The following is a 13,418-nucleotide window of genomic DNA, read 5'->3' on the forward strand; positions in this document are numbered from 1 at the left end:
GGTTTACCTATTTAATAGAAAACCTACTCACAAGCTATTAAATGAAAATGATAGTTGTTATCATACGCAAGTCATTAACTGCAATATATAAAACTATCTATGAGAAAAACTCTTTTTAAAATTCACAGTTGGATCGCTCTTATAGCTCTCATTCCCTTGATTGTTATTAGTATTACAGGGAGCGTATTAGTTTTTAAAAGTGAAATAGATGGCTTACTTATGCCAAGCAGTCACTATGTTGTAAAAGCACTGCCAGAGCGCATGCCAATCGACAAATTAATCGCAAAAACAGAGCTTGCTTACCCTGAGTATGTAGTAGGTAGTTGGGAGATATTTAACGATGATACTGCTGATCGGGTTTACTTAGTTAAACGCGGGACAGAGCAATGGTATAAGTTTCATTTAAACCAGTATACGGGTGACATTTTGTCAGAGCCTGTTGGTACCAGCCATTATTTTACTGATTGGTTTTTAGAACTGCATTACACCTTTTTACTTAACGACTTTAAAAACCTGCCAGGTCAAACAGGCACAGTACTAGGCTTCTTTTTTGCTCTGTTTTTATTGGTATTAGGTATTACAGGACTTATTATTTATCGTAAATTTTGGCAGCGCCTATTTAGTGTGCGCTGGCGTGCAACACTGCAAATTGTACTTAGCGACATTCATAAAATGACGGGGGTGATAGGGTCGCCCATCATTATTATTTTAGCTATCACAGGTGGCTACTTTAACTGGGCGGTGTGGTATCACGAAGTTATTGAACACGCTGAGGAAGAGCACTTTGTACTAACCAAAAACTTGCACAGTAGCGATATTTCGTTTCAACACATACTCGATGACAGTAAAAAGCAAATACCCACTTTTAATGGTACGTTTTTAGTTATGCCACTCGAGCCTGACGAAAATATCACCTTATTCGGCGAAGTCGATACAAATAACCCACTTGCGAGCGAATATGCCAATACGGTTAGCTACGATAAGCAAACAGGCGAACATTTAACTAACTGGGATATTCGCGAAGTTGGCGTTGGCTGGCAAGTAATTGATAGCTTTAGAAAACTTCATTTTGGCTACTTTGCAGGGCTAATAAGTAAAATACTGTGGTGCGTAATTGGTTTGAGCCCAGTGTGGCTAGCAGGTACTGGTTTTTACTTGTGGTTTACCCGCCGTAAACGTAAAAAACAATCACAAAAAAATCGCTCAAGTAAACGCAGTACAGCAAGTGCTTGATTAAAAACCCACCACATTGTAATGTAAAATTTAACAATGGAGTGGGTTTATGATGTTTTATAAAATAGCAGTCTGTATTACTTTTTTATATTTAGTTGGATGTAACACAACCAAGGTTCACCAAGTAGAACAACAAATAGAGCTTGAACAACTATTAAACCATTCTTTGTTTAATAAACTCGACACTCCTTCTGAGTACAGTATTTTCGAGCTGCCAAATGCTGAAAAAGAAAAATTTTTAGCCTATGCCGAAAAACAAAAACAGTCTGAAATCCGTCATGACCGCATTATTTACAACTACCTCGAAAGCAACTTAGCTAACTTTAAATACCACGGCGATACACTTACTTCAGCCCAAGCCTTAAAACTTTCGCAAGGCAACTGCATTAGCTTAGCTGTTTTAACACAAAGCTATGCACAAGCTCTCGGATTAGAAACGAGCTTTCAAGAAGTAACAAGTCAGCCTGTATACGCAAAAGAAAATAATGTTGTTTATGTAGCAAGCCACTTTAGAACAAGAGTATACGCCCCAAAAGTAGAGAAAAAAGATGATAATATTGTTGAATTTTTCAGAGCGGGCACCTTAATCGACTACTTTCCTACCCGTCGCAGCTTTTATTCAAGCAGTGCAGATTATAACGATTTAGTTTCTAAGTTTTACAGTAATTTAGCTGCAACAGCGCTAGCAGACAAACAGCTGGATATTGCTTACTCACTTATTTTACAAGCAAACAAATACACTCCCAATGATCCTGAATTATTTAATATAGCGGGCGTTTTGCATCGTCGGGCAGGTGATTTACAAAGCGCTAAAAATATCTATCAAACAGCACTTAGTAATAATGAAATAAGCATTAATTTAATCAGCAACTATCAGCTTTTAGCTAAAAAATTAGGCGACAAAGAGCTTGTTAAAGAGCTCACGTCACAATTAGTTAATAAAGAAAAAGACCCATATGAATTACTAGTAATCGCTAAAAACAACTTACAAGCTGGCCATGCTCATCAGGCTAAAGCACACCTTGAGCAAGCTATTACTAAAGCGCCTTACATTGCTGAGTTGTACTTGGAACTCGCAAAAGTTCGCTATCAACAAGGTAATATTAAACAAACACAAACCTTGCTTGAGAAAGCTATCGAACTAGAACGTGATAACCAAAAAATCGATGTATATCAAGCTAAGTTACTATCCTTGCAGATGGATAAGTAACTTAGCCAATTAATATTTATAGCGAATAATAAAAGCTCAGCCACGCTCGCATTTCATCCTCAAAACTGTCGCCTTCTACTCGCGACAGTCCCATATTAAATATTAAGTCATTTATACCAGCAGGCCCCATTCCAAAACTAAAATCACCTTGGTGTTTTATCCCGTAACTTTGTGCATATACGGTGCCGTCGAGTTGATGCTGCTTGTAATAAAGCCACGGCATGCCTTCTTTAAAGCTAAAGCCGCCACCGTAACCTTGATAGCGCTTTGCAGCTGCGCTATAAAAAGGCAGCTCAGATGAAAGTACATATTCACTATCTTGCTGCTGATTAATAAGATTTGAGCTAAAGCCACCTAATGCAAGGCTGCTGTCATCACGTTGTTTTTGAGAAAAATTTGCATAAAGAGGAATACCAAACGCTTTACCAAAAATTTTGGCGACTAAATCGTAACCTTGCCAACTATTACTTTTACTACTGCCATCGTACCAACTTGCATAAAGGCTTTGGCCTATCACAAAATCTTGACGATCATATTGCCAACTTTGGGCAACGCCTAAGCGCGTCCAATTTTTATGGCGTTGTTTATAATCAGTGTAATTGTAGGCAAGCTCCGGCGTTAAACTTAGCTGCCCAAATTTAACAGGGTAACTTATTGCAGCAAAACCACCACGGGCATCCATATCTGCATTTAGACTTTGTTGATACTGGCGCGATGTATTTAAATTATAGTCAAACAGTGCAAGTTTCAGTTTTACATCAAGCGCATTATATTTTGCCTGCACATAACCACCGTGCAGTGCTCCATCGTGTAAATCAGTGCTATATCCCGCTTGCAAGTCGAGCTGTTTTAATAAATCGCTACTTTTAATGCTTAAATCTAACAAACTGGTAGAAGCCGAATAATACTGCGTCCCTAGTGCAAAAGTAGCGTGCTGCTCGAGCACGTTGTAATTTGTTTGCTGCGTTGTTTGATGCGTATATATTTTAGCTTTTGGAAGCGTATGTTCGTTTACAATGAGCAGCGGTGCTTTTTTATTAGCCGAAAATTCAGTAACTACAGTGCTGTTTATAGCTTTTGGCAATGTTTTTACATTTGGTCCATCTGCGGTTATCGAAAAATAGAGTAACGAGCCATCGGCCATTTCAATCGGGTGGGCAACGGCTTCCTGCCCTTGGGTTAACTTGGTGAGTTTTTTACTCTCTATGTTGTAGTTATAAATATCAGTAGCGCTATTTAAGCCTGCAACAAAGTAAAGTGACTCGCCATTATGGCTAAAGCTAGGCTGACTTAAATATTGATACCCGTTTGGCATAGGTATTAATTGCTGCTTATTACTACCCACATCTTGTATATACAATTGCCAGTTTTCATTTAATGACGTTGATAAATAAGCTAATTTAGTTTCATCAGGACTGAGTATTGGGTAATCGTAAGTTGTCTCAAGGCTTTTTGTAAATAATGGTGTGGTGGTTTGCGTATTGAGATCAACCTTTACTAATTCAGAGTAGCCACCTCTTATTTGCTCGCCATACAAGGTTTCACCGTTACTGGTTACGCTAAATCGTCGTATACCAGCAAGCTTGGTAAGCTGTGTAATATTTCCAGTGTCAGTGTTATAGCTAAATATGTCTGACACTTTATTATAAATACCCGACTCTTCATTGCTGTACGCATTAAAATATAACGTTGTGCTATTTACCCATTGCGGGTTTGCAATACCGGCTCGATTAATTTGATTAAGCACTTGTTTTTGTTCGCGCTTAAACACACTTGGCGCTGTATCGGGGATGTCTTGTGCATCGTTTTTGAGTAGCTCTTTTTGCGCTTTAGTAAACTCCTCTTGCGCCTTTATGTTGTCGTCCGTGCTATAAATTATAAGCTTGGTATTGCTCTCTTTGTCTCGCTCAACAATTGCAATTTTACTACCATCTTTTGAAAGTGCAGGGTTACTTGCATATAAGTTAAGTTCAAGCCAAAGTTCACTATTAAGTAACGGCTCTCCTTGTTCTATTTGCATTGCTTTATAGGTATATTCAGCTATAAATCGGCGATATAGCTTGGCTGCACTTTGCCCAAACACACCGCTAAATGCCTCATCAAAGTCACGCGTTTTTACGCCTTGCATTCGCGTCCAAACACTATCGAGTGTTTGCTCTGAATAGTTTTGCTCTAGCCAATTTAAAAAGCGACTACCCATTAAATACGCCATTGAGCCGCCCATAAAGCCCTGCTCGCCATTTAATTGCCCATAGGTTGGCAAAGCACCTTGCTGAGCAAATTCTCGCAGTATTGACTCTGAGTAGTTATCAAATAAACGCCCACGGCCCGTCATTTTAGACTCAATCAATGTGGCATAACCTTCGGCTACCCAGCGCGGCGTATCACTGTAGGTTAAGTCGTATAAATCCCATATGCCACGTACTTTTTGCTGCCAGTGATTGCGTGTAGGCTGTGCTAAGTGCACTAAGTGAATATATTCATGCAACACAAGCAACTGCTGCCAGCCAGCGCTGTTTGATATAACGGTGTCGGATTGTGGTGGGGTTGTAAAAAGCGCCATTACAGGGTTATTTGAGGTAGGTAGCGCAAAGCCATTTGCCGCATTTAGGGGATCAAACACCACTACATCAACTGTTTTATCAAGTGCTCGGTTTTGCTGTTCAAGCACTTTGGTGCGTACTATTTCAAGCTCTTCTGCAGTTGATTTAGCAAAATCAGCATGCTCAACACTGTAGTGAATGTTGAAATGTTCGGTATGAATAGTTTGCCAATCGGCTGCAAAGCTCGGTGCTGCTAACAATAAAGCCGATGCGATAAGTGTTTTTTTCATGAGCGTCCCTAAAAGAATTCCTTAATACCATCTAGGGTATTATTAAATGTCTTTCATGGGCAGTAAGAAAGTGTAATAAAACATGTGAAAATGGGTATTTCCACATGCTTTATTAGGGAAATTTACATCCAACTGCGAGTATCTGACTCAATCTGCTTAATTGTAAAATCAATAATAAAGTCAGCATCTTGCTGCTTTATGTAGGGCATAAATGCAAAGCCTGAAGCAAGTTGTATATACAGGCTTTTTAAGCCAGATTTTCTCATTAAGTACGTACTTATACTGCGTGCACTTTGCGCTTTATAAAGCTCAAAAACACGGTAATGAACGCCAATCATACCTTTACGTACAACCATGTAAAATCGGCCATTATCCTCATGCATGTAATAACCATAACGCTGATACGACAAAGTAACCAAGCCAGAAAACACCACTAAAACACCAAGGCTTATCAAAGTATTAATATCAGCAATAAAACAAAAGCCAAACACTAATACACTCGGTAGCAATGAATAAAAGCCTAAATTTTTATACAAAAGCGCTCGCTCTGCGCGCTTAAAAGCGAGTTTTTTACTATTAAACCACGGGTAAATCCATTGGCATACACTATCAACTTGTTCGCTATTTAATACAGGTAATACTAAGGTTTGTTTATTTTTTTTAGCTGCAACACCGGCTGCTATTCCGCCGCTACTTGCTTGTAAACACTCAACGGTAAATCGCTTTAGTAATCGACCCATTAGGTTTTGTTTAATAACAATAGATTGCACCTTGTCCATGCTCATTGAAAGCTGATGGCGCTCTAACAAGCCAGCAATACGTTTAAACTTTTGACCTTTGAAATAAAGCTCAAAGTTATAAAAACGAATAAGCGACATAGTCACCGATAGCATTACAGCCACCAAAACTAACAAAACAATTAAGGTGATCATCGCAAAAGTAGCAGCGCTGGCCAGCATACCAAGCTCTTGTTGGTAAAAGCCTTCTACTTTCGCAATAATTTGCTTCTCTAAAAAATCAACAATTAGGTTTATAAAAGGGGCAAAAGCAGCGATTGCTAAAATAGCCATATTCGACATTAAACCAAATTTGGCTATTTCTTTATTGCTAATGCTTAGGCTGTTTTCGATAGTGTCTGTTTCGCTTTGTTCAGTATTTGGTGCTTCTTGCTGTTGCTGCGCTTTAAAATCAAATATTTGTTTACGCATTTGCTGTGCATAATCTTTAGTGACACCTGGTAAAACAACTTCTTGCGACACACTGCCAGCGGCATCAAAAATACAATTAACTAAGTTTACGGGGGTAAAATAAAACGGCTCGGCAATATTAACGTTTTGCACACGGCCAAATTTAAGCGTAAGTCGCTCTTTTTTAAATACACCTTTGTTAAGCAATATTTCGTTGTCGCTACTAATACTAAACTTAAAATTTAAATAATATAAAAATGAGTAAACAAGTAGCAAAATTAGTGCAATACCGCCTGCAACCTGCGCCCAAAACAACTTATTTTCTACTTGAGTAACAAACACGACAAGCATGGGCAGTAAGTTTAAAAGGCCATCTTTTACAAAGCGCACACTAAAGTGCACAACAAAGTATAAAAGTGCCCAGGGCGATACTTTTTGCCAGTAAATAGGGCTGGCTTTATCTTCGATAGTTGTATTACTCATCGACTAAAGCTGCCTGAGTAGTTGCGTCGTCTAGGCGGTAGTTTTGTACAAATTGGCGCATATTTTTACAATCATCATGGGTTAGCCCACTAATTTGTAAATCGGCACTTACACCGCCAGCGCTAAATAATTTAATGCTCGCAAGGCTAAGTTTTCGCTCTATTGGCCCTTGGTGTATTTCCATATGCTGTACACGCGCTAAAGGTAATACCGTCACTTGTTGCCAAATAACGCCTTTTTTAAAAGCAATGTCATGATTTCGCACTGCAAAACCTCGCAACCTCACACTTATTATGTTGTACGCCATAGATACGGCCACCAAAATTGGTATACCAATTAGCAAATACGTTTGTGCATTATTAGCAAAGGCTTCATTAAAATAACAAACAGCAATAAGCGCTCCAATTAGCGGTACATAAAACAGAAGCGAGCTAAGTTGTGTATGTAATAAGGCTTTATCAGCCAATGGCTTAAAGCTAATATCACTATGCTTTGGTAAATCCATTATTTGTTGATTGTTAAACACTATTTGTCCCTATTTCTGCTTTTAATTATGACTAGCTTACCAACTAATGGTAGTTATTAAGGTGTGGCTTTGTTTTGGCTCAAGCGTTACTTTATCTGTCAGTACATTAGCAGCCTCTAGACACAGCATTGTTTTATACTCATCGTCAGCAAAATTAGATAAGCGTTTTGACTTTTCTATCCATGGATTCCACAGCACACACGAACTTGAGTTTTCGCGGCTCACATTAATAACACCTTCTGGCGTATTAATGCTTTGTATTGTACTTGCTTGTGTATAAACCATGTCGGTTTCGCGATTAAAGCTTACAACATCATTTTGTACAAATGGCCCTTCACTAAACTCAATATATTGCGCGCCTTGCAAACCATCAACATGGGTATTTGTAATATCTGAGGTTGGAAAATAGGTATGCAGTGCTTGAGTAAAGCTAAATGGCACACTTCCTAAGTTAGTGGTCGTTAAGCGAACCTGTAATTTATCGCTTAATATAAACTCAACTTTTAATGCGCACTGATGCGGCCAATACGTTGTATTAACAAGTTTCATGGGGAGCTTTAAACTAACTGTAATTTGCTCATCAGATTCGTGTACTTCATCGGCTTGCCATACGCTTGTGCGCGCAAAACCGTGGGCAGGCCACCCATCATTAGCGTGTGTACCAAACCACGGCCAACAAATAGGAATACCGCCTCGAATACTCGCCCCTTCTTGATAGGTTTCCTCTTGTGAAACCCAAATAAGTGGCTTGTTATTTTTAGGGATAAACTCGGTAATTTGCCCACCTTGCAAAAATATTTTTGCGTCGCACTTTTCACTAGCTACTTTAATAAACTCAAGTCCGGATTCGCTTTGCTCAATGCTAACTGATGGCGATAATTTCATACCTTCCCCTATAATACTGATACTAAAGATTTTTAATGTTTACATCTAAACAATAATGCATGCTTAAAGTATACGCTATTGATATTAAATATTGATTGCTGAATTTGTTCATTGCCGATTAATACATATACAGTAAACTCACAAACAATTACTTTGTACTAACAGCTGTAAATGAATAATACTAAAGTCTATACAATAAGACTTGCCAATTATTCACAACATACGTACTGTGCGCAACTTAATGCACACAAGGTGCTAAGAAAATTTACCAATATTTAAACAATATAATTTTACATTAGTTACTGCTCTAACTATTAAAAACCAATAAAAGCGGGCTAAAGTACAATATATTATTTGAATTCAATTTATTTGATGTGTAACATTTCGCGATTACGGCAAACTACCGCCCCATCGACGAGATAAGCAAATGCAAAAATATGACGAGTTATTGATTTCTTTACGTAAAGTTATCCGCGCGATTGACTTACATTCTAAGCAGCTAAATAAAACTTCGGGTTTAACTGGCCCACAATTGCTTATAATGCAAGAAGTGCAAAAAACCGATGGAATAACGGCGAGCCGTATTGCTCAAAATGTAAATTTAAGCCCAGCAACGGTCACCAATATTCTCGACAGAATAGAAAGCAGAAACTTAGTAACACGCGTACGCAGTCAAATGGATAAACGCAGAGTGAGCTTATACCTCACCGATAAAGGAAAAGAGTTACTTGATAAAGCACCTCAGCCATTGCAAGAACACTTTATTGAAAAGTTTTCTGCACTTGCTGAATGGGAACAGAGCCTTTTACTCTCATCAATGCAGCGTGTAGCCGCAATGATGGATGCAGATAAATTAGATGCATCGCCCCTTCTAGAAGTTGGTGCGCTTACTCAAGCTCCTAAAGAATAAATAATAAAAAAAATACATAGTTTTTGTACTTACCCTAAACGTAAGGCGTTTTTTTACGTCTTGAATTTTTTATTTTTTAATCAAAATCTGAGCGGCAATTATGACTAAACTCTCAAAATTAACACTAGCACTAGTTCTAGGTGGTGTTACAAGTACTTCTTATGCGTCTGATGACCTAGACACGTTACAAAGCCAACTTAAGCAGTTAAAGCAACAAATGCAACTGCTTGAAAATAAGTTAGCTGATGAAAAAACAAAACAGCAAAAAATTAATGAGCAACACAAGCAAGAAGTTGCAAAAATTAGTAAAAAAGCTGATAACAAAGAAGTTGTTGTTGCTGCCGCCGAATCTGAGAAAAAAGACGAAGGCGTTAAAATTGGTGGCGCAGTGCGTTTTAATTACAGCACTAATTCATACGATGAAGACACTCAAGATCGTAGCGGCGACTTAGATTTCGAAGTATTTCGCATTAACTTATCTGGCGAAATAAACGATATTTCTGTTAATGGTGATTTTCGCTTTTACGATTACATGACCATTGTTAAGTATGCATACTTAGGTTACGAATTTACTGATGGCTGGGAAGCACAAGCTGGTATTGCACCTGTCCCTTTTGGTAATGGCCCATACAACTCACACAGCTACTTTTTTAGCACTAACTACTATGTTGGCCTAGAAGACGACTTTGATTTGGGTGTAACAGTAAACCGTAAACTAAAAGATAACTGGAAACTAGACCTAGGCTTTTTCAAAAATGATGAAGTAGGTGGCGTTGATGGCAGCTCTGAAGTTAACGAACGCTACTCTTTTGATATAGTTGGTAGCCGTGCAACAACCGAAGGTACATACGATGCACCTGGCTCTCGCCTTGGTGAATACAACACATTTGCAGCTCGTACAGTGTACCAAATTGAGCATGGCGAAAACGCTAAAACCGATGTGGGTGTATCACTATTAAGCGGTGGCTTACATGATGGTAACGACCGTGCAGGTAACTACGGCGCATGGGCGTTCCACGTAAACAGCCAAATTAATAATTGGAATATTCAATTTCAGCACGGTGAGTATGACTACGACCTAGACGACAACAGCAACCGCTTTGTTGTAGGTGCGTTTGACTACTACGATACCGTATCAAGCGAAGCTACCATGACTAACTTTAACGTAGCTTACGACCTATCGGTTGATTTAGGTCCTATAACAGGCGTGCAGTTCTACAACGATTACGGCATCATTTACGACAAATCTGACGACAGTGCAGATACATGGATGAACGTAACAGGTATGAGCGTATCAGCAGGCCCGTTATTTACGTACTTTGACTTTATTCAAGCACGTAACCAGCCATTTATTGGCGGAACAATTATTGGTGATGGCGATACAGAGCGTCGCTTTAACATCAACGTAGGTTACTACTTCTAGATAAGTAAAACCTATTTTATAAATTTAAAAGGGCAAACTTAGTTTGCCCTTTTTTATGTTTTTACACTTCGATTTTATAACTATTTGGCCTACAATCGAAAGTATCAGCCATTACTAAAAAGAGCCTAAGTGAATATAAAAGCAGTGTTTATTTGTTATAAAAACTTATGGTTTAAAGCACTTGGCTTAATACTTGTAGCCTTGGGTATTATTGGCATTGTGCTGCCGGTCATGCCTACCACTATATTTTTTATTTTAGCGCTCACCTGCTTTACTCGCTCATCACCCGCGCTTGAACAATGGCTGTTAAACCACCCTCGTTACGGTGTAACTTTGCAACAATGGCAAGCTCATAAAGTAGTGCCTGTAAAAGCCAAATGCTACGCCGCCATTGGTATGTTAATTGGATTTATATTTTTACTGTATTCAACCGCCCCTATTTGGGTTATTTATCTCGTTGCAATAATAGAAGTATTAGTAATGATTTACCTTATTTTAAGACCTTCCAGCCCTCCTAAGCATTAAATATTCATTTTTTACCTGCTTACCGCCTTTGTTTTAAAGTTTTTATGTAAAGATAAGTAAGTAAATTTGTAATGGCTAATGCAAATCATTATCATGTTGTAAATTTAATTTATTTACTGTTTTTATGTCGTTTATTAACAAGCGGGCTTTGTATAGCACAAGCCGTGCTCTACATATTTATATTTCTACAGCTTTGTTTTTTTTGCTTATCTTATTTTGCGTTAGCGGCATTGTGCTCAACCATATTGATTGGCTTAAAAACGATAAAAATAATGGCCAAGTAACGGCGGTAATTCCAGCAGAGCTAGTTACCAAAGCGAATGAGCAGCTAAATACGCTGCCAACGCTTTACCCTGAAATAGAAGCTTACCTAGCCGAGCAATATGCACTTACAAAAGTAAAAAGCATTGAGTGGGAAAAAGAAGACGCGCTTGTCATGCTCGACTACCCACTGCCTGCTGGGTTTGCCTACGCAGAGCTTGATTTTACAACTGGCGAGCTAAATCTTGATTACCAAACAGGTGGCTTTTTAAGCCTTATTGGCGACTTACATAAAGGCCGCCACAGCGGTGAAGTATGGAGTTGGGTAATTGATATATCTGCCGTACTAATGATTTTATTTGCCATCACCGGCATGATTATTTTGTTTCAAAATAGAAAAAAACGCTTAGCAGGAATATGGATAACCGTACTCGGAGTGGTAACTCCACTGGTTATTTATTTATGTTGGGTTCCACAAATAAAAGGAGTGTCTTAATGGTTAAATTTAAATTATTTATAAGCGCCGCATTACTGCTCGTAGCTGCGTTTTTTCAAACAACGGCGCATGCAAAAACACCACAGCTAGAGGTTGAATTAACACTTCCTGACTTAGAAGTACAACCGTATCACCGCCCATACGTTGCAGTTTGGCTTGAAACACCAGAGCGCAAACACGTTACAACGCTTGCACTTTGGGTGCAAAAAGCAGAATGGTTTAAAGACTTACGCCAATGGTGGCGTAAAGCCGGTAAAAGCGATGCCAACTTTGACGGCATTAGCGGCGCAACAAAACGCGCAGGTACTTACACCATAAATTGGCAAGGTAATGATTTAGACGGTAACCCAGTAAAACCAGGTAAATACTTACTAAATATTGAAGTTGTACGCGAAGAAGGCGGCAGAGACTACACCCGCGTTGAGCTCGATTTAACTAAATCAGGCAAACTAACAATTGATGGTAAAAACGAGTTTTCTAAAAGCTTCGTCACTGTAAGCACTAAGTAGCTGCTACTTAATCATTTGAATTTAAGGAAATACAATGAAAATTAATTTATTAAAAACGGCATTAATCGGCGCATTGAGCTTATCTGCTTTAGTGTCAACTTCAGCAAGTGCACACGGACGTTGGTTACTACCTTCGCATACATCTTTATCAGGCGATAAAGCGCATTACGTAATGATTGACGCTAGTATCTCTAACGAAATGTTTGCACCAGACAAAGCCTTTAAACCTAAAGAAAAAGGCGCCGAGTACGACGACACATTATTAATGGCACTTGCACCTAATGGTGAGCCAGTATCTGAAACCATTCGTGCTTATTACTTAAAGCGTAAAAGCTCAGCTGCGGTAAGCTTAACAGAGCAAGGCACTTACCACATTGCAATGACCCAAAAGCCAATGTACATGACCTTCTATAAAAACGAAGAAGGTAAGCGCAAGCGCGTATTTGGTAAAAAAACAGAAGCCGAGTTACCTAGCAATGCAAAAGATGTAACGACAACAAAGGTTGTTTCAACAGTAGATACATTTGTAAGCCGAAATGGCACCTCAAAACCTGCACAGCTAGGTTTAGGCTTAGAGCTTAGCGGTCCAACGCATCCAAACGATTTATTTGTAGGTGAACAAGCACGTTTTCAGTTACTACAAGATGGTAAATCTGCTGGTGAAGGCGTTGAAGTAAGTATTTTAAAAGGCGACACACGCTACCGTAACGAGCGTGGCGAAGTAAAAGTAACGACCGATAAAGACGGTATGTTTACAATTACGTGGAAAGAGCCAGGCCTATACCTAATCGAAACCTCTAACAAGGTTACCGTAAATGAAGAAGGCGTAGATGCAGGACGTTATGCATTATTTACAACGCTTGAAGTTGCCCCTGAATAATTTAAATTACTAAATTTAAAAAATTGAAAGGCCAAGCATTTGCTTGGCCTTTTTACG

The 13,418-nt window shown here is 38.8% G+C and carries 12 protein-coding genes; 8 read left to right on the forward strand and 4 right to left on the reverse strand.

Annotated elements, in window-relative coordinates; translation table 11 throughout:
* The first annotated feature begins 99 nt into the window (after positions 1-99).
* Both H5159_RS08820 and H5159_RS08825 read left to right on the forward strand, forming a co-directional pair.
* On the forward strand, positions 100-1,233 hold the full coding sequence (locus H5159_RS08820; RefSeq protein WP_039486942.1) for a PepSY domain-containing protein: 1,134 nt from the start codon (positions 100-102) through the stop codon (positions 1,231-1,233).
* A 49-nt stretch (positions 1,234-1,282) separates the two neighbouring features.
* Positions 1,283-2,443, forward strand: a complete 1,161-nt coding sequence (locus tag H5159_RS08825; RefSeq protein WP_024596092.1) for a lipopolysaccharide assembly protein LapB — start codon at positions 1,283-1,285, stop codon at positions 2,441-2,443.
* Between the two features lie 16 nt (positions 2,444-2,459).
* Here the strand turns inward: H5159_RS08825 and H5159_RS08830 are convergent, their stop codons facing one another.
* The 4 genes from H5159_RS08830 to H5159_RS08845 form a co-directional block, all read right to left on the reverse strand.
* The gene (locus H5159_RS08830) at positions 2,460-5,276 is read right to left on the reverse strand and encodes a PD40 domain-containing protein (protein WP_182780157.1); all 2,817 of its coding nucleotides are present in this window, start codon (positions 5,274-5,276) and stop codon (positions 2,460-2,462) included.
* A 122-nt stretch (positions 5,277-5,398) separates the two neighbouring features.
* Positions 5,399-6,946, reverse strand: a complete 1,548-nt coding sequence (locus H5159_RS08835) for a PH domain-containing protein (protein ID WP_182780158.1) — start codon at positions 6,944-6,946, stop codon at positions 5,399-5,401.
* A complete protein-coding gene (locus H5159_RS08840; protein WP_182780159.1) occupies positions 6,939-7,472 on the reverse strand; it encodes a PH domain-containing protein in 534 nt (177 codons plus the stop codon). The genes H5159_RS08835 and H5159_RS08840 overlap by 8 nt, the downstream gene beginning before the upstream one ends.
* A 36-nt stretch (positions 7,473-7,508) precedes the next feature.
* Entirely contained in the window at positions 7,509-8,357 is an 849-nt protein-coding gene (locus tag H5159_RS08845; protein WP_182780160.1) for a D-hexose-6-phosphate mutarotase, read from the reverse strand.
* Between the two features lie 427 nt (positions 8,358-8,784).
* Here H5159_RS08845 and H5159_RS08850 point away from each other — a divergent pair, with 427 nt between their 5' ends.
* The 6 genes from H5159_RS08850 to H5159_RS08875 all read left to right on the forward strand — a co-directional run bounded on the left by H5159_RS08850 (position 8,785) and on the right by H5159_RS08875 (position 13,361).
* Complete coding sequence (locus H5159_RS08850; protein ID WP_182692757.1) at positions 8,785-9,267, forward strand: MarR family winged helix-turn-helix transcriptional regulator; 483 nt, start codon at positions 8,785-8,787, stop codon at positions 9,265-9,267.
* A gap of 100 nt (positions 9,268-9,367) precedes the next feature.
* Complete coding sequence (locus tag H5159_RS08855; RefSeq protein WP_002960190.1) at positions 9,368-10,690, forward strand: hypothetical protein; 1,323 nt, start codon at positions 9,368-9,370, stop codon at positions 10,688-10,690.
* 129 nt (positions 10,691-10,819) lie between these two features.
* Positions 10,820-11,215, forward strand: coding sequence for a YbaN family protein (locus tag H5159_RS08860; protein WP_182780161.1), 396 nt, complete (start codon positions 10,820-10,822; stop codon positions 11,213-11,215).
* Between the two features lie 124 nt (positions 11,216-11,339).
* Positions 11,340-11,972: a PepSY-associated TM helix domain-containing protein gene (locus tag H5159_RS08865; RefSeq protein WP_182692760.1), complete on the forward strand. Its 633-nt coding sequence runs from the start codon at positions 11,340-11,342 to the stop codon at positions 11,970-11,972.
* Positions 11,972-12,481, forward strand: a complete 510-nt coding sequence (locus H5159_RS08870) for a DUF2271 domain-containing protein (protein ID WP_024596098.1) — start codon at positions 11,972-11,974, stop codon at positions 12,479-12,481. Before H5159_RS08865 ends, H5159_RS08870 begins: the two co-directional genes overlap by 1 nt.
* 34 nt (positions 12,482-12,515) lie before the next feature.
* The gene (locus H5159_RS08875) at positions 12,516-13,361 is read left to right on the forward strand and encodes a DUF4198 domain-containing protein (RefSeq protein ID WP_024596099.1); all 846 of its coding nucleotides are present in this window, start codon (positions 12,516-12,518) and stop codon (positions 13,359-13,361) included.
* The last annotated feature ends 57 nt before the right edge of the window (positions 13,362-13,418 follow it).

It is taken from the genome of Pseudoalteromonas sp. SG43-1 (assembly GCF_014164415.1).
Classification (GTDB): domain Bacteria; phylum Pseudomonadota; class Gammaproteobacteria; order Enterobacterales; family Alteromonadaceae; genus Pseudoalteromonas; species Pseudoalteromonas distincta.